Raw genomic sequence first — 22957 nt, 5'->3', positions numbered from 1 at the left:
ATTTGTGTACTCTATATAGCTAAGTGAACGTCTTCAATAAGAAATAAATGACATATAAGTTCCGCATCGGTCTGCGTCCGCAATGGATGCTGGGCGGGGACGGCCCGGCGGCCGTGCCCCTGCAGGACATGCTGGCGCTGCTGGCGGCCATCGACGCCACGGGCAATATCGCCGGCGCCTGCCGGGCCTGCGGGCTGTCCTACCGGCATGCCTGGGGCGTGCTGCGGCGGTTCGAGGGCATCTTCGGCACGCAGCTGCTCATCACCAACCGCCGCCAGGGCACCCAGCTGGCGCCGTTCGCGCAGCGCCTGCTGTGGGCCAACCGGCGCATCGAGGCGCGCCTCATGCCCACCCTGGAAAGCATGGCCTCGGAGTTGCAGGAAGAGCTCGAGCGCCTGTTGCCCGAGAGCGGTCCGCACCTGCGGCTGCATGCCAGCCACGGTTTCGCGGTGGAATCGCTGATGCAGCACATGGGCAGCCGCAAGCCCGGCCTGGAGCTGCGCTACCGCACCGCCAGCGAGGCGCTGGCCTCTCTCGAGCGCCGCGAATGCGACCTGGCGGGCTTCCAGGTGCCGCTGGGCGATTTCGAGTCGCCCATCATGGAGCGCTACGCGCAATGGCTGCATGCGGACGAAAACGTGCTCATCCACCTGGCGGTGCGCAACACCGGCCTGTTCGTCACCGCCGGCAACCCCAAGGGCATACGGGGCATGGCGGACCTGGCGCGCCCCGACGTGCGCTTCGTCAATCGCCAGATCGGTTCCAGCACCCGCCACCTGGTCGAGCTGATGCTGGACCGCGCGGGGGTGTCGACCGGCGAGGTCCAGGGCTACGACACCAACGAATTCACCCATATGGCCATCGCCGCGCACATCGCCAGCGGCATGGCGGACACGGGGATGGGCGTGGAGACGGCCGCCTGCCGGTTCGGGCTGGACTTCATTGCGCTCGTGCGCGAGCGCTATTTCTTCGCCATCCGCAAGTCGGCGCTCGAAACTCCCGCCATGCGCGACCTGCTGTCCATCATGCGCAGTCCGGACTACGTCGGCTATGTCGGGCAACTGGCGGGTTACGACGCCCGCGACACCGGGCGCCTGCAAACCCTCGAAGAAGCCTTCCCATCGGCGGCGGGCGCCGGGATATGATGTTCCCATGAGCAAAGTGATACTCCTTGCCGATCACCGGGCCGGCCGCCCGGCCCCCGCCGCGCCCGGGGAATTGCCGCCCGAGGGCCAGCCCGCGCTGGACCTGCGCGCGCGGCCCCTGCGCGACCTGCGGATATCGGTCACGGACCGCTGCAATTTCCGCTGCACGTATTGCATGCCGCGCGAAGTGTTCGACAGCAGCTATACCTTCATGCCGCATTCGGCGCTGCTCTCGTTCGAGGAGATCAGCCGCCTGGCGGGCATCTTCACCCGTCTCGGCGTGGAAAAGATCCGCCTCACCGGCGGCGAGCCGCTGCTGCGCAAGCACCTGGAGAACCTGGTGGGCCTGCTGGCCGGCTTGCGCACGCCGCAGGGCCGTCCGCTGGATCTCACCCTGACCACCAACGGCAGCGTGCTGGCCCGCAAGGCCGCCGACCTCGCGCGGGCGGGGCTCACGCGGGTCACGGTCAGCCTGGACGCGCTGGATCCCGCCATGTTCCAGGGCATGAGCGACAGCGGCTTCACGCCGGACGACGTGCTGCGCGGCATCGACGCCGCGGCCGAGGCCGGCCTGGCACCGGTGAAGGTGAACATGGTGGTGCGCCGCGGCCTGAACGACGGCCAGATCCTGCCCATGGCCGCGCGCTTCCGCAACACCGACCACATCCTGCGCTTCATCGAATACATGGACGTGGGCAATACCAACGGCTGGAACCTGGCCGAAGTGGTGCCCAGCCAGGAAGTGCTGGACCGCGTCGGCGCGGCCTATCCGATCGAGCCCATCGCGGACGGCGAGATGGGGCGCGTGGCCGAACGCTGGCGCTACACGGACGGCGGCGGCGAAATCGGCGTCATTTCCAGCGTCACGCACGCATTCTGCGGCGGCTGTACGCGCGCGCGCCTGTCGCCCGAGGGCAAGCTTTTCCTGTGCCTGTTCGCGCACGAAGGGTACGACCTGCGGGCGCCGCTGCGCGAGGGCGCCAGCGACGACGAACTGGCGCGCATCCTGGCGGGCATCTGGGGCGGGCGCGGCGACAACTACTCCGAACAGCGCGGCCGCAACATGGCGGACCCGTCGCGCAAGATCGAAATGAGCTACATCGGCGGCTGACGCCGCCTGCGCGGCCGATCCGGGCGCTCGCGGGCCCGGCGGCCGAACGCTACGCCAGCCAGTGGCGCAGGTCGTAGTAGGGAACCCGGTCGTTGTCGTGCACCGGCACGCCCGCCGGAAGGCGGGCCAGCCCGGTTGCCCAGGGCAGCGAGCTGATCACGCCCGATCCCTGGTGGACATACGGCACCAGCTCGGCGCCGCCATCCTCCGCCGGGCGGCGCTGCACGCGCAGGAATTCCTCGCGAGCGTCCTGGCGAGGCTGTTCGGTGCGCAGCGGCAGGTGGCTGATCGGCGGAAACAGCGTTTCGCGGCCCTGCATGCGCCGCACCAGCGGCGACACCAGCATGGCGAACACCGCGTAGGCGGAGACCGGATTGCCAGGCAGGCTGACCACGGGCTTGCCGTCGATCTTCGCCAGCGCCACCGGCTTGCCCGGCTTCATGCGCACCTTCCACAACGACAGCTCGCCGCCCAGCGCGGCCAGGGCGGGCTTGACCAGATCGCGTTCGCCGACCGACACGCCGCCCACGGTCAGCACCAGGTCGCAGTCCGCCAGGAGCGTCTTGAAGGCCGCCAACAGGTCTTCCTCGGTGTCGCGCGCATGCAGCACGTGCACGGGCAGGGCGCCCATGCCGCGCGCGAGCACGGCCAGCATCGGCCCGTTGGAATTGTAGATCTGCTCCGTCGCGCGAGGCTGGCCGGGCAGGACCAGTTCGTCGCCGGTGGTCAGGATGCCCATGCGCAATTGCCCGAACACCGGCACGCTGGCCAGGCCCTGCGAGGCCAGCAGCGCCACGTGCGCGGCCTCCAGCAGCGTGCCCGCGGCCAGCAGCGGCGAGCCGGCCATGGTGTCTTCGCCGCGGCGGCGGATGTACAGGTCGGATTCGGGCTGGCGGGAGATTTCCACGTGGCCGTCGGCTTCCACGGCGTCTTCCTGCATGACGACGGTGTCCGCGCCCGCGGGAATCAGGCTGCCCGTGAACAGCCGGATGGCATGACCCGGCTTGAGCGGTTCCGGCATGTCGCCGGCATAGCAGCGTTGCTGGATGGGCAGGCGGACGCCGGGCCCCCAGTCGGCCATGCGCAGCGCGTAGCCGTCCATCGAGCTGTTGTCGGCCGGAGGGATATCCACGGTCGCCTGGAGATCGGCGGCCAGCACGCGGCCGGCGGCGTCGGCCAGGCGGACTTCCTCGCTGCGTTGCAGCGGACCCGCGGCGTTGGCCAGCAGGGTCTGGGCTTGATCGAAATCCAGCATGGGTCAGTTGCCTTCTTCGCGGTTCTTGAATTGCGTGGCGAAATTGCAGGGGCGGTGGCGGCTGTCCAGCTGTTCGCGGAGAATCTGTTCCCAGGCCGTTTCGCAGGCGTTGTTGGAGCCGGGCAGGCAAAAGACGAGCTTGCGGTTGGCCGAGCCCGCGAAGGCGCCCGACTGGATGGCCGAGCTGCCGATCTCCGCGTGGGAGAGCTGGCGGAACAGTTCGCCGAAACCGGGGACTTCGTAATCCAGCAGGGGCAGGATCGCCGCCTGCGTCTGGTCGCGGGGAGCGAAGCCGGTGCCGCCGGTCGTGATGATGACCTGGACCTCCGGGTCGGCGATCCATTCGCTCAGGATGCGGCGGATCTGGTAGAGATCGTGCTTGACGATGTCGCGCCGCACGCATTGGTGGCCCGCGCGCGCCAGGTTCTGGGCGAGCAGGTTGCCGGAGGTGTCGTCGCCCGCGCTGCGGGTGTCGCTGACCGTCAGCACTGCGCAGGCCAGCGAAACGGGGCTTTCGTCGCTCATGGATGCTCCTTCTTTGCCGTGGAGGATTTTTTGCCGCTGGGCCGCCCCGAGGCAAGAACGGCGCCCTCGGGGGGCAGCACGCGCGTCGCGCGCGGCGTGGGGGCCTTTTCATCCCAGGACTGCGTGCGGTCCTGGTCGGATTGGCGTTGTTCCACCCAGAAGCTGTCGCCGCCCGCGAGGGTCTCGCGCTTCCAGAAGGGGGCCCGGGTCTTGAGCGCGTCGATGATGTATTCGCAGCCGCGGAAAGCGTCGCCCCGATGGGCGCTGGCCGCCGCCACGAAGACGATCTGGGCGTTGCGGGGCAGCGCGCCCACGCGGTGCACGATCACCGTGCCGTCGAGATTCCAGCGGGCGCGGGCGGTCGCGGCGATCTCTTCGAGCTCGCGTTCGCACATGCCGGGATAGTGTTCGAGAAAGAGCGTGTCGGTGGGGGTGTCGGGCGAGTAGTCGCGCACATAGCCCACGAACGTGACGATGCCGCCCACGCCCGGCCCGGCGCTTTCCCGCAGCGCGGCCGTGAGCGCGGCGCCGTCGAAATCGGCTTCCTGGACGCTGATCATGGCGTTCACCCTCCGGTGACGGGTTCGAATACCGCGACCTCGTCGCCCGCGCGGATGGGGGCGGACGGCTTGGCGTGGGTCTGGTTGATGGCCAGCTTCAGGCGCGCGGCGGGAGCCAGCTGGGGATAGCGTTCGCCCAGGGCGGCAAGCAGCTGCGCGCCCGTGGAATCTTCTTCCAGGGGCCAGGCCTCGGAGCGCTTGCCGACCAATTCGGCCACGCGCGCGAAATAGAGAAGATTAATCGTTGCGCCACTCACCGCTTTTTCCTCCCGCCTTGTACTTGAGGCGAACTTGCTCGATCACGATGCCCTTGTCGGCAGCCTTGCACATATCGTAGATGGTCAGCGCGGCCACGCTGCAGGCCGTCATGGCTTCCATTTCCACGCCCGTTTTATAGCTGGTGCGGCAGGTGGCCAGGATGTCGATCCGGTGGGCGGCGTCGTCCAGCGCGAACTCGATGCCGACGAAGGACAGCGGCAGGCTATGGCACAGCGGGATCAGCTCCGCGCAGCGCTTGGCGGCCAATATGGCGGCCACGCGCGCGGTGTTGAGGACCTCGCCTTTGCCCTGGCCCGGCTGGGTCAGCAGGCCGTAGGCCACGGCGTTCATGCGTATCCCGGCGGTGGCGATCGCCACGCGTTCGGTGTCCGACTTGGCGATGACGTCGACCATGCGGACCTGGCCGGCTTCATCCAGGTGGCTCAAGGTGGGGGTGGACGTGGACATGGGAATCAGGAGCGAGAATTGTTAATGTTTGAAAAGAGCGGCCCCGGCTGGCCGGGCAAGGCCGCTGATACGCCTATGATAGACGAGCGGTGCAGGGGGCGCGATAATCGCGCCTGTAGTCATTAGAAGGACGGGATCGCACGGCCTTCAATTCGTATCAGGAGACGTGCAATGCCCTTGCGGATGCCTAAGCTTCGGTTGACACGCCGGGTCGGCAAAATTCTTCTGGGCATTGCGGCATTCATACTGGTCCTCTTCGGCGTCGCTGCCTGGCAAGTCCCCAAGATACTGGGCAACGTCCTGACCCAGGACGTCTCCAAAATGATCGGCCGCGACGTCTCCGTCGGCAAGATCACCTTCAATCCGTTCACGCTGACCATCCGCGCGCGCGACCTGGCCGTGGCCCAGCCCGGCTCGCAGACGCCGCTGCTCACATTGGCCGAACTGGATGCCAGCGCCGCCTGGACCTCGCTGTTCTGGTTTGCGCCCGTCGTCGACCGCCTGACGCTGCGCGAGCCTAACATCGCCATCGTGCGCGAGGACGTCACCCGCTTCAATTTCTCTGATATTGAGCAACGCGTGGCCGAATTGGCGGCCGCCAAGCCCGAGGAGCCGCCCAAGCCGGACGAAGGGCTGCCCCGCTTCTCGCTGAACAACATGGTGATCGAGAACGGCTCCATCACGCTGGACGACAAGGTCACCGGCCGCAAGCAGGTCGTGGACGAGCTCGGCGTGGGCGTGCCCTTCATTTCGACCTTCGGCTACGCCACCGACATCGACGTGCAGCCTCGCCTGCATCTGCGCATCAACGGCAGCCCCTTCGACCTGACCGGCGTGGCCCGTCCTTTCGACGTGGTGCCTTCGTCCACGTTGCAGGTCGCGTTCGACGGCCTGCAGCTCGAGAAATGGGCGGACGTCTGGCCCATGCCCCTGCCGTTCAAGCTCGAAAGCGCGCTGCTGGATTCCAATCTGCAGGTCGTGTTCGAGCAGCCCAAGGATGCGCCGCCCAAGATCCGGGTCGTCGGCGACCTGGGGCTGCGCCGTTTCGACCTGCGCGACACCTCCGGACAGGGCCTGGCCGCATGGAGCGCGCTGACCGTCACCCGGCTGGAGCTCGAACCGATAGCGCGCCGCGTCTACGTGGGCGAGGTGGGCCTCTGGGCGCCGCAGATCCACGTGCGGCGCTACGCCAACGAGCATCTGAACTGGCAGGACGTGGTCGCGCAGCTGAAGCAGCTGGGCGGCGTCGAACCCACCGCCACGCCCGTGGCGGACAAGCTCCGCAAGGCCAGCGGCCTGGATCCCAGGAAGGCGACGGACCAGGCGGCTGTCGCGGGCGCCGCGCCGGCCTCCGCGCAGGCCGGCGCGGCGGACCCTGCGGCCGCTCCCGCCGGCGGGGCCGCTCCTGTTCCTGCTCCGGCGGATCCCGCGGCGGGCGCCGGCGCTCCCGCGGCGCCCGCCGAGCCCGCTCCCGCCGCCGCGCCCGAGGACTGGAAAGTGGCGCTGGACGCCTTCAACCTGCACGAGGGCGAGGTCTACGTCACCGATGCGATCAGCAAGCTGGACTACGTCATGACCGGCCTGGCCGCCACGGTCGAAGGCGTGGCCCTGCCGCAGGTGAAGGACGAGCCCATCAATCTGTGGCTGACCATGGACAACAGCACCGACGGGGGCTGGCTGCGCGCCAAGGGCCCGCTGGTCCTGAAGCCGCTGTCGCTGGAATTGGGCGTGCGCCTGGGCAACATCGCGCTGGCGCCCCTGGCTCCGGCCGTGCGCAGCGCGGCGCCGATCTCGCTGCTCGATGGCCGGCTGGGCGCGACGGCGCAAGTGCATGTGCGCGAGGCCAAGGGCGCCGTGGACGCGTCCGCGACCGCGGTCCAGGCAGACCTGACCCAGTTCAAGGCGCGCGATGAATCCCTCAAGCCCGCGCTGGACATCGCGCTGCAAAGCCTGCGCGTGACCGCCGACCGCCTTGCCATGGGGCCGGGGCAGAGCAACTTCACCCTGGCGGCGGCGGGCATCCAGGGCAACGGCAAGCTGGACCTCAAGGGCGCCTTCACGCCGCAGCCGCTGACGGTGAAGACGTCCGTGGACCTGTCCGAGCTGAACGTCGCCTCTTTCGCGCCGTACGCGGCCTCCAGCCTGAACGCCACGGTGCGCGCCGTGACGCTGGGCGCCAAAGGCAATGCGGAGTTCGCGGCCGCGGCCGGCAACGCGCCGATGAAGGCCAGCTGGAAGGGCGGCGTCGAGGTCACGGGCGTGGACCTCCAGGACCGCGTCAACAACGACGACTTCCTGAACTGGAAACGGCTGGGCTTCTCGGGCATGGACATCTCGGTGGCGGGCGACAAGATCGGCGCCAGGCTGGGCGACATCGCGCTGGAAGACTTCTACGGCCGCGTGCTGCTCAATGCCCAAGGTCGCCTGAACGTCATGGACCTGGTGGCGGCGCCGGGCCAGGCGGGCGGCTCCATCACGCAGGACACGCAGACGCCGGGCCGCCGCAGCGCGCCGCCCGCGGAGCCCGCCGCCAAGAGCGGATCCAGCGCCATGCCGGACATCGCGGTCAACAGCGTCACCCTGAAGCGCGGCCGCATGACCTTCACCGATCGCTTCGTGAAGCCCAACTACGTGGCGGAACTGTCCAGCGTCGAGGGTTCGATCACGGCGGTCTCGTCCACCAATCCCCAGCCCGCCAAGGTTAAGGTCACGGGCCGCGTCTACACGACGGCGCCCCTGTCGATCAGCGGCATCGTGCAGCCGTTCGCCAAGTACCTGTCGCTGGACCTGAAGGCCTCGGCCAAGGGCGTGGACCTGCCGCGCTTCAATACCTATTCCGCCAAGTACGTGGGCTATCCCATCAAGCGCGGCAAGCTGTCGGTCGATCTGGAATACAAGATCAAGGACCGGGCGCTGCAGGCCTCCAACCACGTCGTGCTCAACCAGCTGACCTTCGGCGACAAGACGAACAGCCCCGACGCGACCAAGCTGCCCGTGCTGCTGGCGGTGGCCCTGCTGAAGGATTCGCGCGGCAATATCGACATCAATCTGCCGATTTCCGGATCGCTGGACGACCCGGAGTTCTCGGTGGGCGGTATCGTGGTCCGCGTGCTGATGAATCTGGTGGTCAAGGCCGTGACCTCGCCTTTCAGCCTGCTGGCCTCGGCCTTCGGCGGCGGCGAGGAACTGTCCTACGTCGAATTCGCGCCCGGCAGCGCGGCCTTGACGGAAGACAGCGTGCAGCGCATCGACACGCTGACCAAGGCCCTTCTGGACCGTCCCGCGCTGAAGATGGACATCAGCGGCCGCGCCGATCCCAAGACCGACATGGAAGGCCTGCGCCAGGCCTGGGTCGACAACCAGATCCGCGCCGCCAAGGCGGCCGACACCGCCCCGCGGGGCAAGAAGCCGAATCCGGCCGGGGTCCAGGTATCGGCCGCCGAGCGCGCCAAGTACCTGGAAGAGGTCTACGACGATACGGACATCAAGGACAAGCCGCGCAATTTCATCGGCATGGCCAAGTCCGTGCCGGCGGAGCAGATGGAGGAGATGCTGCGCAGCGTGGCGCCCGTCGGCGAAGAGCAGTTGCGGCAATTGGCGGATGCCCGCGCGCAGGCGGTTTATGAGAAGCTGCAAGCCCAGGAAGGACTCGCGGAACGGGTGTTCATCGTTGCGCCGCAACTGGACGCGGATGGCATCAAGGACGAGGGGCAGCCCTCGCGCGTGGACTTCTCCCTGAAGTGAACCAGGCTGGCCGCGGGGGCGTTCGGACGCCCCTGGCCGGCCTTTGCCAGGAGACGCTCGATGAAAGACCAGGACGCGCAGTTCGACAGCCTGCTTCCGCCCCTGAAGCTGGACCGGCGGGGCTTCATTGCCACTTCGGTGGCGGCCGGATTTTCGCTGGCGGCCGGCCAGGCCGTGGCGCAGACGGCCATTTCCACGAATGCCGACGGCCTCGTGGCCGGCAAGATCGACATCCCCGCCCCGGACGGCAAGATCCCCGCCTACCGCGCGGCGCCGCAGGGCAAGAAGAACCTGCCCACGCTGCTGGTGGTGTCGGAGATATTCGGAGTGCATGAATATATCCAGGACGTATGCCGGCGGCTGGCCCACCTGGGCTATCTGGCCGTTGCGCCCGAACTGTTCGCCCGCCAGGGCGATCCCTCCCAATACACCGATATTCCCAAGCTCCAGGCGGAAATCATCGGCAAGGTGCCCGACGCCCAGGTCCAGGGCGATCTGGACGCCACCGCGGCGTGGGCCGCCGCCAACGGCGGGGACCCCGGCAAGCTGGGCATACTGGGTTTCTGCTGGGGCGGCCGCCAGGTCTGGCTATACGCCGCGCACAATCCCAAGCTGAAAGCGGGCGCGGCCTGGTACGGCCAACTGGCCGGCGAGCCGAGCGAACTGAAGCCCAAGTCCGTGCTCAGCCTGGTGAACGAGCTGAAGGCTCCCGTGCTGGGGGCCTATGGCGGCAAGGACGCGGGCATCTCGCAGGCCGATGTCGATCGCATGCGGATCGCGCTTGCCCAGGGGCCCGCAGCGGCCAAGGCGTCCCGGATCGATGTCTATCCGGACGCGCCGCATGCGTTCCATGCGGATTACCGGCCGTCGTACCGCAAGGCGGAGGCGGAACAGGCCTGGACCCGCATGCTCGACTGGTTCAAGCAGAAGGGCTTGTAGGAGCGGGGCTTTGCGTGCGGCCCGGCGCCTGGCGTTGCAAGACTCGGCGCCAGGCTAGTTGGCATCCTCTCCGGGCAAGCCGTCATTGACCTCCGCCAACGCCTTTTTCATGTCCTCGTAATCCATCACGCGTTCGTTCTGGAAGCCGCCCAGGACGCCCCGGCAGCCGTCCACGCCGGAGCGCTTCATCTCGTCCATCATCGTCTTGCCCTCGGCCTGCCCCTTCTTGAACAGCGCGTCATAGCCGCCCGCGGCAAATCCGTATTCCCGGGCGTACTGGAGCAGGTTCTTGCGGGCAGTGGCCTGATGTTGGGCGAGGTCGGGCTCGGAGGCGCCGCAGGCGCGGGCCGCGCCATTGGACGCGCCCGCGGCCGTGACGAAGGAGTCGTACTGGATCTGTTCGCTGGCATCGGGGGCCGCCCAGGCTGGAGCGGCTGCGCCCAGCATCCAGGCCAGGCCGGTCAGTATCTTGCGCATCGGTGAATCTCCGCTTGGCGCCCGCGCCCCTGTCGGCGGCGTCCGCGGGCAAGGATTTCCAACCCAAGATTATGGCAACCTGCCGTTTCGAGGCCATGAGAGGGCGGTGTGGAGTCGTTTCAGACTGTGCATCTTCTTTTCCCGGCTCCCGTCCCGCAGCAGGGCGGCCGCGCAGGAACTATGATGGAGCCTGTGGGGCCATCCTGCCCCAATGCATTGCCCCTCACACCCTGGAGATTCACATGACGATCAAAGTCGGCGACCGCGTGCCGGACGGCACCCTGACCGAATTCATCGAAACCGAAACCGCCGGCTGCTCGCTGGGCCCCAATGCGTTCCAGGTCGCCGACCTGGCCCGTGGCAAGACCATCGCGCTGTTTGCCGTGCCCGGCGCCTTCACGCCCACCTGCTCGGCCAAGCATCTGCCGGGCTACGTGGAGCAGGCCGCGGCCCTGAAGGCCAAGGGCGTCGATGAAATCTGGTGCGTGTCCGTCAATGATGCGTTCGTCATGGGCGCGTGGGGCCGTGAACAGAAGACCGACGGCAAGGTCCGCATGCTGGCCGACGGCTCCGCGCTGTGGACCCAGGCGCTGGGCCTGGAGCTGGACCTGGTCCAGCGCGGCATGGGCGTGCGTTCGCAGCGCTACTCGGCGCTGATCGTCGACGGCGTGGTCAAGCAGCTGAACGTCGAAGCGCCTGGCAAGTTCGAAGTCAGCGACGCCGCCACGATGCTGTCGCAAGTCTGATTCCACGCAGTTCCTGTTTTACCGCTCAGCGCTGCGGGCCGCCATGGCGGCCCGCAGCGCTGCCGCCAGCAGCGGTTGCCGACGCCATGCTTGCCACGCTCTCTTCATTCTCCTCGCTGTATTTCGCGACCCTGCTGATGCTGATCGGCACGGGTCTTTTCAATACCTATATGGGGCTCCGGCTGACGGCGCAGTCCGTCAGCGAAGTGTGGATCGGCGCGCTGATCGCCGGCTACTACCTCGGCCTCGTGTGCGGCGCGCGCCTCGGCCACCGGCTGATCATCCGCGTGGGCCACATCCGTGCATTCGTGGCCTGCGCCGCCATCGCCACCAGCATGATCCTGGCCCAGACGCTGGTCGAATCGATGCCGCTGTGGCTGGTGTTCCGCGTCATTTCCGGCATCGTCATGGTGACCGAGTTCATGGTGATCGAGAGCTGGCTCAACGAGCAGACCGAAAACCACCAGCGCGGACGCGTCTTCTCCGTCTACATGGTCGTGTCCGGCCTGGGCACGGTGCTGGGGCAGCTTGCCCTGACCGCGTACGCCACGCTGGACCTGCGTCCGTTGACGCTGGTGGCGATGTGCCTGGTGCTGTGCCTGGTGCCCATCGCCGTCACGGCGCGTTCCCACCCGCCCACGCCGCTGCCGGCGCCGCTGGACATCCGTTTCTTCATGCGGCGGGTGCCGCTGTCGATGACGGTGCTGTTCGTGGCGGGCAATCTTTCAGGCGCGTTCTATGGCCTGGCCGCCGTGTATGCCGCCAAGCACGGCCTGTCCACCTCGCAGGCGGCCATCTTCGTGGCCGCCGCCGTGACGGCCGGCCTGCTGTCGCAGTGGCCCATGGGCTGGCTGTCCGACCGCATCAACCGGGCCGGCCTGATCCGCTTCAATGCCTTGCTGCTGGTGCTGCTGCCTGCCGTCATGTGGGGCTGGATCGCGTTGCCGTACTGGGCCCTGGTCGCCATGTCCTGCGTCTTCGGCGTGCTGCAGTTCACGCTATATCCGCTGGGGGCGGCGTTCGCCAATGACCACGTCGAATCCGAGCGCCGCGTCAGCCTGTCGGCCGTGCTGCTCATGACCTACGGCGTGGGCGCCTGCGTGGGCCCCATGATCGCGGGCGTGCTGATGTCGCTGGCCGGTCCCAGCATGTACTACGTGTTCACCTCGGCCTGCGCCGTGATCCTGGTCTGGCACGTGCGTCCCACCCGCGTTACCGGCGCGCACCAGGTGGAAGAGGCGCCGACGCACTTCGTGCCCATGCCCGACACCCTGCAAAGCTCGCCCGCCGCGGCGGTGCTGGATCCCCGCGTGGATCCCGAGAACGACATCGCCATGGAAATGGCGCAGCCCGATCCCGCGAGCGTCGCCCCGGTTGCCGAAACCGTGCCCGCGCAGGCCGCCGAGAACGAAGACGAGGCCGACGCGGGGCGCGAGGCCCGCACCGGCACCTGAGCCGCCGGTGGCGCCTTTACCAGGGCGCCATCAGCACTATGGCGGCCAGGGCCAGCGCGATGCCCAGCGCGTTCAGGCGCGACAACGGTTCGCGGAAGGCCAGCGCGCCGACCAGCGTGCCCAGCGTGATCACTCCCATGTTCATCGATGCGAATACCAGCGCGGGATGTTCGGGCAGCGATTGGTGGGCGCGGATATAGGTCAGGATATTGCCGAAGTTCGCCAGCCCCAGCGCCACGCCGGCGGCCAGGTGCCTGGGTTGGCATCGCACCCGGCGCAGCAGCAGGTAGGCCAGCATCAGCAGTCCCGCGAGGACGAACGCCAGGAGCAGACCGCCCGCGAACGCCGTGCCCGCGCGCGCCACTTGCTTGAACAGAATGTCGATGAGGCCGTAGCCCAGCCAGACCGCCAGCGGCCAGGCCCAGGCCGCGCGGCCGCCGCCGGCCTCGCCGCCCACAGTGGACGAAGCCGCCGGGGCGGCGCGGCGCAGCAGGCAATACAGCGCGCCGGCGGCCAGCGCGGTCGCGGCCAGCTTGCGGCCGCTGGGCGGCTCGCCGAACAGCAGGAACGCCGCCAACAGCGGAATGAACAGCGACAGGCGCTGCGCGGCGTCGCTGCGCACGATGCCGGCATGGCGCACGGCCGCCGCCATGGCCAGGAACACGCTGGGCAGCAGGACGCCCAGCGCGGCCAGAACCATCCAGGGTGTCCTCGGCGCGAGCAGGCCGCCCGGATCCGGCCGCAGCACGGCCCAGCAGAGGAGGGCGGCCACCAGGTAGTTCATGGCGATGGCCTGCCGCACGTCGACCTGCCAGCGCCGGGCCAGCTTCAGCAGCACGGCCACCGTGACGCTGCAGGCGACGCTGGCAAGCAGGTAGAGCAGGCCGGGGGTCAGCGGCACGTCGCGGCATCCGTCACGTGTTGCGCGGCGTCGATCCGCATGCCCAGGCGCGCCAGCAGGCGCTGGTCGGCTTCCATCTGCGGATTGGCGGTGGTGAGCAATGCGTCGCCGTAGAACATGGAATTGGCGCCCGCCATGAAGCACAGGGCCTGCAGCGCGTCGTCCATGGCCTCGCGGCCGGCCGACAGCCGCACCGCGGCGCGCGGCATGGCGATCCGGGCGACCGCGATCGTGCGCACGAATTCGAAGGGGTCCAGCGCTTCCACGCCGGCCAGCGGCGTGCCTTCCACCTGGACGAGATTGTTGATCGGCACGGATTCGGGGTAGGGCTCCATGCTGGCCAGCTGGGCGATCAGGCCCGCGCGCTCGCGCCGCGATTCGCCCATGCCGACGATGCCGCCGCAGCACACGCTGATGCCCGCGTCGCGCACGCGGTCCAGCGTGTCCAGGCGATCCTGGTAGGTGCGGGTGGAAATGATCTTGCCGTAGAACTCGGGCGAGGTGTCCAGGTTGTGGTTGTAGTAGTCCAGGCCGGCCTCTTTGAGCTGTTCGGCCTGCCCGTCGCGCAGCATGCCCAGGGTGACGCAGGTTTCCAGGCCCAGCGCCTTGACGGCGCTGACCATCTCGGCCACGGCATCCAGATGATGCGGCTTGGGGCTGCGCCAGGCGGCGCCCATGCAGAAGCGCTGCGCGCCGCCGGCCTGCGCGGCGCGCGCCGCCGCCACCACGTCTTCCAGCGGCATGAGCTTGTCCGCGTCCAGGCCGGTGTCGTAGTGCGAGGACTGCGGGCAGTAGGCGCAATCCTCGGGACAGCCCCCGGTCTTGATCGACAGCAGGCTGGACAGCTGGATGGCGTTCGGATCGAAATGGGCGCGGTGCGTCTGCTGGGCGCGGAAAACCAGGTCCATGAACGGCATCTCGTAGAGCGCCATGATGTCGGCGGCGGTCCAGGCGGGCGCGGCCGCCGGTTTGGCGGGCGTCGGAACGGGGATGTAGGCGGTCTGCATGAACGGGCTCCTGTCGGTCTTGCGGAATCGAGCGGCTTGCTGGGCAAGGGCTGGATCGGCGGATCGTAAGAAGCTGCGCGCGGTTTGTGCAATGCAGGTGGTATTGCGGAATTTGGAGCTATGTAGCCGTGTGTTTCGCCGAACTTGGTGAATTTTAGCGTCCACCGATCGCTAACTCGGCCTTATCTTCGGCGACGCCGCTGGCCTGGATATTTTGAATCAAATTGTAAAAATCCGGGTTCAGCCGGGATGGCTCTTTTCGCCCTTGCGGGCGGCCTCGCGGCCGGTTATGCCGCGATCGCGCGCCCAGACGATGGCGGCGCTGCGGCGGTGCACGCCGATCTTGCTGTAGATCGTGGCCACGTGATTGCGCACGGTGTTGCGCGAGAGTTTCAGGTGCCGGGCGATGCCGTCGTCGTCGTGGCCCTGGCACATCAGCCCCAGGACTTCGCGTTCGCGCGAGGTGAGCTGGGCGAGTTCCGCGGCGTCGAGCGTGGCCGGCGCGGGCTGGCGCAATTGCGCCAGCTTTTCGATGATGCCGCGGCTGAACCAGGAGGTGTCCTGCATGACGGCCTCGATGGCCGTCAGCAGCTCGGTCTCGGAGCGCTTGCGCTCGGTGATGTCCTGCATCACCACCAGCGCTCGAGGCAGGCCGCCGATCGTGATCGAGGCGGCCGATACCAGGCAATCCAATTGTCCGCCGTCGCGCGTGATCAGCGCAGCCTCCCGGTTGCGGACGCTTTCCCCGCGTTTCAGGCTCGCGGCGATGTCTTCGCCGGCAGGCAGGCCCAGTTCCGGCAGGGGCAGTCCGGCGCAGGCCTCGACGCTGGCGCCGATGGCCGCCGCGAAGGCGTCGTTGGCTTCCTGCACATGAAGATCGTCGGCTTCGCACAGCGCCATCGGCGCGGGCGCCTGGCGAAAGGCCTTCGAGAAGCGTTCTTCGCTGTCCCGCAAGGCCAGCTCGGCCCGCCTGCGCGCGTCCATGTCGATGAAGGTGAACAGCATGCAGGGCACGCCGTCCAGGTCGACCGGCTGTCCTGACGCGACCACGCATTTTTCGCCGCCGCGCGCGAGTCTCACCACGCCCTCGCGCGGGGGAATGGCCAATCCCTGGTTGAGGCGGGCGATCGCGAGCTCCTTGTCGTCGCCGCCGCCAAGCAGGTCGAGTTCGCGGGCGGATCTGCCCAGCACGGCCTCGCGCGTCCAGCCGGTCATTTCCAGGAAACCGGCGTTCGCTCTCATGCAGCGCAGATCGTGCAGCCGGCACAGCAAGGCGGGGACGGGGTTGGCATCGAAGGCGCGTTCGATGCCTTCGCCGGGATCGGCGCGCCCGGTCTGGTCGTGCAGGATCAGCACCCGGTAGCCCGCGCCGTCGCCGCTTTGCAGGCTCAGGCCGCTCGCGCGCACGCGCCGCACGAATTCCTTGTCGTCCTTGCGCGCCAGGTCCAGCAGCAGGTCTTCGAACGGTTCGGCCGCCGCCAGGCGGTCCAGCGGATATTGGCGGGCGGGCACCCGGTGGTGGTTGCGATGGGAGAGGGTGTAGCGCTTGCGGTAGCCCGAAGGCGTGTCACCAAGGTCTTCCAGCTTGTCGGTGCCGTGGAGGCCGAGAGCGCTGGCATTGGCCCAGGCGATGGTGCCATCCGCTTCCAGCAGGATGATGCCTTCGTTCAAGCCGGCGACGATGCTTTGCAGGTGCGGGTGGCGTGCATGGGGGGCGGTGGCGTTCTCGGTCACGTAGTCCTCTTCATTTCGCAGGCACGAACGCAAAGAATGAAGGCGGGCTGTTCCGCTGTCCAGATGGCGAAACGGACGAGTCTGAGCGTAGGGGGGCTCGCATCCTGCTGCGGTCCGGGTCCGACAATGGGATAGTCTTGTTGCGGCCCTAGGCGAGGAGGTCCGGAATTTAATATACTTAAAAAATATTAACGATCGCTGCGGGGAGCTTCCCAGCTTCCGCGAGGCGCGCTCGACTCTCGCAGGATCCCGGTCACTATCTCCATGAATCACTCCCCTCCCATCGTCAAGACGCGCGCGACCGAAGCCGCCTACGACGCGATCGAGCAAATGATCGCCACGCTCAAGCTCGAGCCCAATCAGCCTATCGTGGAAAGCGACCTGATCCAGCTCACCGGCCTGGGCCGCACGCCGATCCGCGAGGCGTTGATGCGTCTGGTCGCCAGCGGTCTGATCGAACAGCAGCCGCGTCGCGGCCTGCGCGTGAGCGAGATCCGCATCGCAGAGCACCTGATCCTGATCGAAACCCGCCGGGTGCTGGAGCGCCTGATCGCCATGTCCTCGGCGCGCCGCGCCACGCCGGAGCAGCGCGCCAAGCTGCTTCAGCATGCGCACGACATGGTCGACGCGGCCGGGCGCGGAGACCTGGCCGGCTACATGCACGCCGACCAGGCCCTGGACAGGGTCAATCACGAAGCCAGCCGCAATCCCTACGCGGTGCAGGCGATCATTCCCATGATCATCCAGTGCCGGCGTTTCTGGTATGCCTTCCAGCACGAAGGCGATCTGGAGCGCGGCGCGCAGTGCCACCTGATGGAGGCCGAAGGCATCCACGCCAATGACCCCGAGCGGGCCATGGCGGGCGCGGATGCATTGATGAGCTACCTGACGGAATTCACCCACACGGTAATCGAGGGGTGAGGGGCGGCGCGGGCCTGCCGGGCCCGCGCCGCGCGAAGCTCAGTTCACATACCAGATGGTCTTGACCTGCTGGTATTGATCCAGCGCTTCCAGCCCGTTGTCGCGGCCGCCGAAGCCCGACTGCTTGTAGCCGCCGAACGGCGTGCTGATGTCGCCCTCCGAGAAGCCGTTGACCGACACGGTGCCGGCCTGGATGGCCCGCGCCACGCGTTGCGCGCGGCGCACGTCTCGGGTGTACAGCGAGGCCGCCAGGCCATACTGGCTGTTGTTGGCCAGTTCGATGGCCTCGGCCTCGGTCTCGAACGGCGTCACCGCCAGGATCGGGCCGAAGACCTCTTCCTGGAACAGCCGCGAGTCCGCCGTCACGGCGTCGAAGATCGTCGGTTCGACGTACCAGCCGCTGCCGAGTTCCGCGTGGATGCGTCCGCCGTGCGCCAGGCGGGCGCCGTCGGCGGCCGCGCCTTCGAGGAAACCGCGCACTTTGTCGAAATGCGCGCGCTCGATCATCGGGCCGATCTTCACGTCGGCCTCGGTGGGCAGGCCCACTTTCCATTCCGACAGGCGCTGGCGAAGGCGGTCGAGCAGGGCGTCCTTGATCCCTGCCTGGACGATCAGGCGCGAACCGCAACTGCAGTTCTCGCCCATGTTCCAGAAGGCCGCGGCGAGCACGTGATCGACCAGGCCGTCCAGGTCGGCGTCGTCGAAAATCACCTGGGGGCTCTTGCCGCCGCATTCCAGCACGATTTCCTTGAGATTGCTCTCGGCCGAATACTTGAGGAAATATCGCCCCACCTCGGTCGAACCCGTGAACGACACCACGTCCACCCCCATGTGGCGGCCGATGGCCTGGCCGACGGTTTCGCCCAAGCCGGTGACCAATATCAGGGCGCCCGCCGGGATGCCGGCCTGATGGGCGAGCTGGGTCATGCGGTAGGCGCTCAGGGAGGTCAGCTCGGCCGGCTTGACGATGACCGAGTTGCCCGCGGCCAGCGCCGGGGCCACCTTCCAGGCATACATCTGCGCGGGGAAATTCCACGGCAGCACGGCGCCCACCACGCCTATGGGTTCCTTCACGATCAGGCCCAGCGCGTCGGGACCGGTCGGCGATATGCGTCCGAAGCACTTGTCCACGGCTTCCGCGTACCAGCGGAACGTGTCCAGCGTGGCCGGCATGTCGGTATTCAGGCACTCGGTGATGGGCTTGCCGGCGTCCACGCAATCCAGCGCCGCCAGTTCCTCGGCATGCTCGGCCAGCAGGTCCGCCCAGGCCAGCATGATGCGCTTGCGTTCGGCCGGCGCCAGGCCCGACCACTCGCCCGATTTGAAGCTCGCGCGAGCGGCCTGCACGGCGCGGTCCACGTCGGCCGCCGTGCCGGCTTCGATCGAACCGATCGCGCTATTGTCGATGGGCGTCGTGTTTTCGAGGCGGGCGCCCGGCGACGCATGGCCGGGAATCAGGTGGCCCGCCCACAGCCGCCCGGCGCGGGCTTGCTCGAATATCTGCTCTTTGGCTTGCGGCATGACGATTCCCCTATCCCTGGTAGGCATCGAGCATGGCCAGGAAGGCGCGCTCGTCCTCGGCCGACAAGGGCGCCAGCGGCAGGCGCACCGTCCCTGCGTCGACGCCATGCCTGCGGCAGCCGAGCTTGGCCTTCTGGTTGTAGTCGCCGGATTCCATCGCCTGGATCACCGGGTACATGCCGCTCATCAGCGCGCGGACGTCATCCCAGCGTTGTTCGGCGGCCGCCTTGACCATCGCCGCCTGCTCTGCGGGGAACACATTGGCCCCGCCGCTGATCCAGCTGCGCACGCCCCAGAACAGGAAATCGGCGGCCATGTCGTCGGAGCCGCTGATGATCTGGAAATCCGGAATGCGGGCCTGGATCAGCGCGAGCGCGCGGTTGAAGTTGCCGCTGCTTTCCTTGATGCCGATGATGTTCGGGATGCGGGCCAGTTCGGCCACCGTTTCCACCGCGATCTGCACGCCGATGCGGGCCGGGAAGTCGTACAGGATGATGGGCAGGGGCGTGGCGGCCGCCACGGTGCGGAAATGCTGCAGGATGCCGGCCTGCTCGGGCAGGCTGTACGGCGGGGCGGTCAGCATCAGGCCTTCATAGCCCAGCTCCCGGGCCTGATGGGCGTTGCGGATCGCCTCGGGCGTGGAAAGCGCGTTGATGCCGGCGATCAGCGTGATGCGTCCGCTTGCGGCTTGCGCCACCGTGCGCAGCACCAGTTCGCGCTCGGCGTCGTCAAGGGCGTAGAACTCGCCGGTCGTGCCGCAGGCCACGATGCCGGCCACGCCCGCCTCCACAAAGCGTTCCACCAGGCGCCGCAGGGCGTCGGCATTCACGCGGCCGTCCGCGCCGAACGGCGTCACGATGGGTACCAGGACTCCTTCGATATTCATACGTCTTCCTATTGCAGAAAAAGCGCCCGTGTCACCGGGCAAAAGCGAGGCCGCGCGGGCCCGCAAACCAGGTCGTTCAGAACCCTACGATGCGCTGCGGCAGCCAGGTGGCCAGGGCGGGGAACAGCGCCACGATCGCCAGCGTCACGAACTGCACCAGGATGAAGGGCACCACGCCCCGGCATACCTGGCCGTACTTCATGTCCGGCGGGGCGATCGATAGCAGGTAGAAAATCGACGAAGCCATGGGCGGCGTCAGGTAGCTGGTCTGGATCACGATGATCACCAGCGTGCCGAACCAGATCGGATCGACGCCCGCGGCCGTCAGGACGGGCAGGAACAGCGGCACGCAGATCAGCACGTTGGCGGTCCAGTCCAGGACGAAGCCCAGGAGGAAAACGATGCACAGGAACAGGACCAGGGTGCCGTTCACGCCCAGGCCCAGGTCCGACGTCAGGCCCTGGATCAGGCGCGACCCGCCATTGGCGGCGAAGATGCCGGTGAACATGATGCCGCCGGCGACGATCAGCAGGATCATGGCTGAAATGCGGACCGTGATCGCCAGCGATTCGCGCATCATCGACAGGCTGAACTGGCCGTAGCAGATGCACAGGATCAAGGCGCCGACGGCGCCCACGGCGGCGGCTTCGGTCGGCGAGGCGATACCGGCCATCAGCGAGCCCAGCACGGCGAAGATCAGCAGCATCGTGGGCACGAGCCCGCTCAGCGTGATGCGCAGTTTGGCCGCCAGCGGCAATCGCATGTCCTCGGCGTCGGCGGGCGGGCCTTTCCTGGGGTTCAGCACGCAGACGCCGATGATGTACAGGACGAACAGCCCCACCATGATCAGGCCGGGGAACAGCATGGCGGCGAACAGTTCGCCGACCGAGACCTGCGCCAGCGAGGCATACACCACTGCCACCACGGACGGCGGAATCATCGTGCCCAGCGAGCCGCCGGCGCAGATGGTTCCCGCGATCAGCGAGTTGTCGTAGCGAAAGCGCTGCATCGCCGGGATGGCCATCAGCCCCACCATGACCTCGACCGCGCCGACCACGCCGGCGGCCGCCGCAAAGGTCGCGCCCATGGCGATGGTCGCCACGGCCAGGCCGCCCGGCAGGCGCCCCAGCCAGAGCTGCATGGTGCGGAACAGGCGCGCCGCGATGCCCGAGCGCTCCAGGATCGCGCCCATCAGCACGAACATGGGGATCGCGGACAGGATGTAATTGGTGGCGGCAGAGTAAAGCCCGCCATAGAGCTGGTTGAAGACGTTCCCGCCGAAGGCGAACCAGCCGCCGATGAGGGCGGGAATGATCAGGGAAAGGGAAACCGGGATGCCCAGGAAGATCAGCAGGAACATCCCCGGGAACATCAGGGCTGCGACAGTCGGATTCATCAATGTTCCTTCGCGGCGGGGGAGGGCCGGCCGGCAAAGGCGCGCAGGCCCTCGGCCGCGAGTTGCAGGGTCATCGCGATCAGGCCGATCGCGATCAGCAGGTAGAAAGGCCACATCAGCGGCGCCCAGGGGCTGACCGTCTCGACCTCGTGGCGCACCCAGGCGCGCCAGGTGTGCGCGACGGCGATCGAGGACAGCACGCCGAACAGCGGCGCCAGGACCAGCAGGTAGGCGATGCCCTGGACCGCGTTGTTGAAGCGGGCGGGCAGGCGGTTGCGCAGCACATCGATGCGGATGTGGGCGTCTTCCCGCAGGACATAGGCCATGCCCAGCAGGAACACCGCGCCGTTGCTCATATAGGCGATGTCGAACGCCCACACCGTCGGCGCATCGAACACGTAGCGCGCGAAGACTTCGTACACCATCGCCAGGGTCAGCACTGCCGCCGATGCGCTGGCCAGCAGGGAAGCGAATCGGGACACACCGTTGGCAAACCGGGCCAGGACATCGAGCATGATCGCCTTCCTCGCCGCGCGTCAGTTGCGAACCAGGTAGCCGCTCTCGGCCTTCCAGCGCTCGTGATAGGCCTGGTAGTCAGCCAGCACCTCGGCCATGTCCGGCTTGCCGGCGGCCTTTTGCGCTGCGGCCGTCTTGCGCATCCAATCGTTGCCCGCATCGGAAAGCTGCTTCACGAATTCGGGGCCGAGCGTGATGATCTCGTTGCGGCCGCTGCGGTACTTCGCCATGGCCTTCATGTCGGCGTCGTAGAAGTAGTCCAGCCCTTGTTGCGTCGTGAGTTCCGCGGCGGCCTCGATCAGCGGCTTCAGGTCGGCGGGCACCTTGTCCCAGGTCTCCTTCTTCACCACCACTTCCCACATGAACGTGGGCTGGTGCACGCCCGGGACCACGATGTACTTGGCTGCCTGGTGGAAGCCTTCGGGCATGTTGGCCGAAGGCGGCGCCCATTCCACGGCGTCCACGCCCTTGCGCTGCAGCAGGGTGTAGGTTTCGCCCGGCGGCACCACGGTCGGCACCGCGCCGAAGTAGTCGCGCATCACCTCCGCCCAAGGGCCGGAAGTGCGGTATTTGAGGTTCTTCAGGTCTTCGGCGTTGCGGATCGGCTTGTTGGCGTGCGCCATGATCTCGGACGAACCGATGCCCACGATCATGGTCTTCAGGCCCTGGCCGGCGCGCAGCTTTTCAAGCCGCTGCTTGCCGCCGCCTTCGTAGAGCCAGGCCTTGTAGGCATCGGGGCCCATGCCGCCGGGGAAGCCCGAGAAGATGGCGTTTTCCGGGTTCTGGTTGACCAGGTAACTGGAGGTGGAATGGCCGGCCTCGACCACGCCGTCCTGCACCGCATCGAACACTTTCAGCGCCGGCACGATCACGCCCGCGCCAAACGGCTGGATCTCCACCCGTCCGCCGCTCAGCGTCTTGGCGTTGGCGGCAAAGCGCTCGAGGAAATTCTTGTAGAAGGGCGATCCTTCCGGAACCGATGTCGGGACTCGCCAGGTGACCTCCGCCGCGGCGGCGGAGCTGGCGGCGCATGCCGAGATGACAGTGGCGGCCAATACGCGGATCAATGTTTTCATGTTTTCCCCTTGTGGATGTGGAAATCGAACCGGTCTTTGCGGCGACAGTCTAATATCCATTAAATATATTAACAACATATTTAAGGGTAAGCCCTAGGCGTGGGCAAAGGGGGGCTTGCGGAAAGGGGGGGATTGCGCGGGGCGTGGCCGCGCGGGAAGGCGGCGGGCGGGCGGCCTGCGCGGGGCAGGGCCAGAAATGACAAAAGCCCTGTAAGCAATGGCTCACAAGGCTTCCTATGATCTTTGGCGGAGCGGACGGGGCTCGAACCCGCGACCCCCGGCGTGACAGGCCGGTATTCTAACCAACTGAACTACCG

At 67.6% G+C, this 22957-nt stretch carries 20 protein-coding genes and 1 pseudogene; 7 read left to right on the top strand and 14 right to left on the bottom strand.

Features of this window, described 5'->3' with window-relative positions; translation table 11 throughout:
* Window positions 1-47: 47 nt before the first annotated feature.
* Together ACN6PJ_RS22260 and moaA are read left to right on the top strand one after the other, a co-directional pair.
* Complete coding sequence (locus ACN6PJ_RS22260) at window positions 48-1145, top strand: substrate-binding domain-containing protein (protein ID WP_427997982.1); 1098 nt, start codon at window positions 48-50, stop codon at window positions 1143-1145.
* A 7-nt stretch (window positions 1146-1152) separates the two neighbouring features.
* Window positions 1153-2256, top strand: a complete 1104-nt coding sequence (moaA, locus tag ACN6PJ_RS22255; RefSeq protein ID WP_427997981.1) for a GTP 3',8-cyclase MoaA — start codon at window positions 1153-1155, stop codon at window positions 2254-2256.
* Between the two features lie 49 nt (window positions 2257-2305).
* On the opposite strand, the gene ACN6PJ_RS22250 is transcribed toward moaA, so the two are convergent.
* The 5 genes and pseudogenes from ACN6PJ_RS22250 to moaC all read right to left on the bottom strand — a co-directional run bounded on the left by ACN6PJ_RS22250 (window position 2306) and on the right by moaC (window position 5322).
* A complete protein-coding gene (locus tag ACN6PJ_RS22250; protein ID WP_427997980.1) occupies window positions 2306-3511 on the bottom strand; it encodes a molybdopterin molybdotransferase MoeA in 1206 nt (401 codons plus the stop codon).
* 3 nt (window positions 3512-3514) lie between these two features.
* Window positions 3515-4036 carry a molybdenum cofactor biosynthesis protein B gene (gene moaB, locus ACN6PJ_RS22245; RefSeq protein ID WP_427997979.1) on the bottom strand — a complete coding sequence of 174 codons (522 nt, stop codon included), beginning with the start codon at window positions 4034-4036 and terminating at the stop codon, window positions 3515-3517.
* A 107-nt stretch (window positions 4037-4143) separates the two neighbouring features.
* Window positions 4144-4596 (bottom strand): annotated as a pseudogene (locus ACN6PJ_RS22240) (molybdenum cofactor biosynthesis protein MoaE); the annotation flags it as partial.
* Between the two features lie 5 nt (window positions 4597-4601).
* The gene (locus tag ACN6PJ_RS22235) at window positions 4602-4853 is read right to left on the bottom strand and encodes a MoaD/ThiS family protein (protein ID WP_043544415.1); all 252 of its coding nucleotides are present in this window, start codon (window positions 4851-4853) and stop codon (window positions 4602-4604) included.
* The gene (gene moaC / locus ACN6PJ_RS22230) at window positions 4834-5322 is read right to left on the bottom strand and encodes a cyclic pyranopterin monophosphate synthase MoaC (RefSeq protein WP_427997978.1); all 489 of its coding nucleotides are present in this window, start codon (window positions 5320-5322) and stop codon (window positions 4834-4836) included. The genes ACN6PJ_RS22235 and moaC overlap by 20 nt, the downstream gene beginning before the upstream one ends.
* Window positions 5323-5493: 171 nt before the next feature.
* Between moaC and ACN6PJ_RS22225 the strand changes: the two genes are divergently transcribed.
* Complete coding sequence (locus ACN6PJ_RS22225; protein ID WP_427997977.1) at window positions 5494-9066, top strand: DUF748 domain-containing protein; 3573 nt, start codon at window positions 5494-5496, stop codon at window positions 9064-9066.
* A 60-nt stretch (window positions 9067-9126) separates the two neighbouring features.
* Window positions 9127-10005, top strand: a complete 879-nt coding sequence (locus tag ACN6PJ_RS22220; RefSeq protein WP_427997976.1) for a dienelactone hydrolase family protein — start codon at window positions 9127-9129, stop codon at window positions 10003-10005.
* A gap of 54 nt (window positions 10006-10059) precedes the next feature.
* On the opposite strand, the gene ACN6PJ_RS22215 is transcribed toward ACN6PJ_RS22220, so the two are convergent.
* Window positions 10060-10482, bottom strand: a complete 423-nt coding sequence (locus ACN6PJ_RS22215) for a hypothetical protein (protein ID WP_427997975.1) — start codon at window positions 10480-10482, stop codon at window positions 10060-10062.
* Window positions 10483-10724: 242 nt separating this feature from the next.
* Between ACN6PJ_RS22215 and ACN6PJ_RS22210 the strand changes: the two genes are divergently transcribed.
* Both ACN6PJ_RS22210 and ACN6PJ_RS22205 read left to right on the top strand, forming a co-directional pair.
* Complete coding sequence (locus ACN6PJ_RS22210; protein ID WP_427997974.1) at window positions 10725-11228, top strand: peroxiredoxin; 504 nt, start codon at window positions 10725-10727, stop codon at window positions 11226-11228.
* Window positions 11229-11314: 86 nt separating this feature from the next.
* Window positions 11315-12682, top strand: coding sequence for an MFS transporter (locus tag ACN6PJ_RS22205; RefSeq protein WP_427997973.1), 1368 nt, complete (start codon window positions 11315-11317; stop codon window positions 12680-12682).
* Between the two features lie 16 nt (window positions 12683-12698).
* Here ACN6PJ_RS22205 and ACN6PJ_RS22200 read toward each other — a convergent pair whose 3' ends face one another.
* The 3 genes from ACN6PJ_RS22200 to ACN6PJ_RS22190 all read right to left on the bottom strand — a co-directional run bounded on the left by ACN6PJ_RS22200 (window position 12699) and on the right by ACN6PJ_RS22190 (window position 16324).
* The gene (locus ACN6PJ_RS22200) at window positions 12699-13577 is read right to left on the bottom strand and encodes an EamA family transporter (protein ID WP_427998046.1); all 879 of its coding nucleotides are present in this window, start codon (window positions 13575-13577) and stop codon (window positions 12699-12701) included.
* On the bottom strand, window positions 13574-14590 hold the full coding sequence (gene bioB / locus ACN6PJ_RS22195) for a biotin synthase BioB (RefSeq protein WP_427997972.1): 1017 nt from the start codon (window positions 14588-14590) through the stop codon (window positions 13574-13576). Before bioB ends, ACN6PJ_RS22200 begins: the two co-directional genes overlap by 4 nt.
* 240 nt (window positions 14591-14830) lie before the next feature.
* Entirely contained in the window at window positions 14831-16324 is a 1494-nt protein-coding gene (locus ACN6PJ_RS22190; RefSeq protein ID WP_427997971.1) for a PAS domain S-box protein, read from the bottom strand.
* A gap of 264 nt (window positions 16325-16588) precedes the next feature.
* On the opposite strand from ACN6PJ_RS22190, the gene ACN6PJ_RS22185 reads away from it, so the two are divergent.
* The gene (locus tag ACN6PJ_RS22185; protein ID WP_043544406.1) at window positions 16589-17245 is read left to right on the top strand and encodes a GntR family transcriptional regulator; all 657 of its coding nucleotides are present in this window, start codon (window positions 16589-16591) and stop codon (window positions 17243-17245) included.
* Window positions 17246-17284: 39 nt separating this feature from the next.
* Here the strand turns inward: ACN6PJ_RS22185 and ACN6PJ_RS22180 are convergent, their stop codons facing one another.
* From ACN6PJ_RS22180 to dctP, 5 genes are all read right to left on the bottom strand, one after another.
* Window positions 17285-18766, bottom strand: a complete 1482-nt coding sequence (locus ACN6PJ_RS22180) for an aldehyde dehydrogenase (protein WP_427997970.1) — start codon at window positions 18764-18766, stop codon at window positions 17285-17287.
* A gap of 10 nt (window positions 18767-18776) precedes the next feature.
* The gene (dapA, locus tag ACN6PJ_RS22175; RefSeq protein ID WP_427997969.1) at window positions 18777-19652 is read right to left on the bottom strand and encodes a 4-hydroxy-tetrahydrodipicolinate synthase; all 876 of its coding nucleotides are present in this window, start codon (window positions 19650-19652) and stop codon (window positions 18777-18779) included.
* A 76-nt stretch (window positions 19653-19728) separates the two neighbouring features.
* A complete protein-coding gene (locus tag ACN6PJ_RS22170; protein ID WP_427997968.1) occupies window positions 19729-21048 on the bottom strand; it encodes a TRAP transporter large permease in 1320 nt (439 codons plus the stop codon).
* Window positions 21048-21563 carry a TRAP transporter small permease subunit gene (locus ACN6PJ_RS22165; RefSeq protein ID WP_427997967.1) on the bottom strand — a complete coding sequence of 172 codons (516 nt, stop codon included), beginning with the start codon at window positions 21561-21563 and terminating at the stop codon, window positions 21048-21050. Before ACN6PJ_RS22165 ends, ACN6PJ_RS22170 begins: the two co-directional genes overlap by 1 nt.
* A gap of 21 nt (window positions 21564-21584) precedes the next feature.
* Window positions 21585-22640 carry a TRAP transporter substrate-binding protein DctP gene (gene dctP / locus ACN6PJ_RS22160; protein ID WP_427997966.1) on the bottom strand — a complete coding sequence of 352 codons (1056 nt, stop codon included), beginning with the start codon at window positions 22638-22640 and terminating at the stop codon, window positions 21585-21587.
* Between the last annotated feature and the right edge of the window lie 317 nt (window positions 22641-22957).

Origin of the sequence: Achromobacter sp. (assembly GCF_050285585.1) — a bacterium.
GTDB lineage: Bacteria > Pseudomonadota > Gammaproteobacteria > Burkholderiales > Burkholderiaceae_B > Achromobacter.
This window is presented reverse-complemented; position numbering and strand designations above follow the sequence as displayed.

Bases quoted from the DNA above. Each gene is read 5' to 3' on its own strand.
- ACN6PJ_RS22250 (WP_427997980.1), bottom strand. From the start codon at position 3,511: ATGCTGGATTTCGATCAAGCCCAGACCCTGCTGGCCAACGCCGCGGGT.
- ACN6PJ_RS22185 (WP_043544406.1), top strand. From the start codon at position 16,589: ATGAATCACTCCCCTCCCATCGTCAAGACGCGCGCGACCGAAGCCGCC.
- ACN6PJ_RS22180 (WP_427997970.1), bottom strand. From the start codon at position 18,766: ATGCCGCAAGCCAAAGAGCAGATATTCGAGCAAGCCCGCGCCGGGCGG.
- moaB (WP_427997979.1), bottom strand. From the start codon at position 4,036: ATGAGCGACGAAAGCCCCGTTTCGCTGGCCTGCGCAGTGCTGACGGTC.
- ACN6PJ_RS22165 (WP_427997967.1), bottom strand. From the start codon at position 21,563: ATGCTCGATGTCCTGGCCCGGTTTGCCAACGGTGTGTCCCGATTCGCT.
- ACN6PJ_RS22170 (WP_427997968.1), bottom strand. From the start codon at position 21,048: ATGAATCCGACTGTCGCAGCCCTGATGTTCCCGGGGATGTTCCTGCTG.
- bioB (WP_427997972.1), bottom strand. From the start codon at position 14,590: ATGCAGACCGCCTACATCCCCGTTCCGACGCCCGCCAAACCGGCGGCC.
- ACN6PJ_RS22260 (WP_427997982.1), top strand. From the start codon at position 48: ATGACATATAAGTTCCGCATCGGTCTGCGTCCGCAATGGATGCTGGGC.
- moaC (WP_427997978.1), bottom strand. From the start codon at position 5,322: ATGTCCACGTCCACCCCCACCTTGAGCCACCTGGATGAAGCCGGCCAG.
- ACN6PJ_RS22215 (WP_427997975.1), bottom strand. From the start codon at position 10,482: ATGCGCAAGATACTGACCGGCCTGGCCTGGATGCTGGGCGCAGCCGCT.
- ACN6PJ_RS22225 (WP_427997977.1), top strand. From the start codon at position 5,494: ATGCCCTTGCGGATGCCTAAGCTTCGGTTGACACGCCGGGTCGGCAAA.
- dapA (WP_427997969.1), bottom strand. From the start codon at position 19,652: ATGAATATCGAAGGAGTCCTGGTACCCATCGTGACGCCGTTCGGCGCG.
- ACN6PJ_RS22205 (WP_427997973.1), top strand. From the start codon at position 11,315: ATGCTTGCCACGCTCTCTTCATTCTCCTCGCTGTATTTCGCGACCCTG.
- dctP (WP_427997966.1), bottom strand. From the start codon at position 22,640: ATGAAAACATTGATCCGCGTATTGGCCGCCACTGTCATCTCGGCATGC.
- ACN6PJ_RS22210 (WP_427997974.1), top strand. From the start codon at position 10,725: ATGACGATCAAAGTCGGCGACCGCGTGCCGGACGGCACCCTGACCGAA.
- ACN6PJ_RS22220 (WP_427997976.1), top strand. From the start codon at position 9,127: ATGAAAGACCAGGACGCGCAGTTCGACAGCCTGCTTCCGCCCCTGAAG.
- moaA (WP_427997981.1), top strand. From the start codon at position 1,153: ATGAGCAAAGTGATACTCCTTGCCGATCACCGGGCCGGCCGCCCGGCC.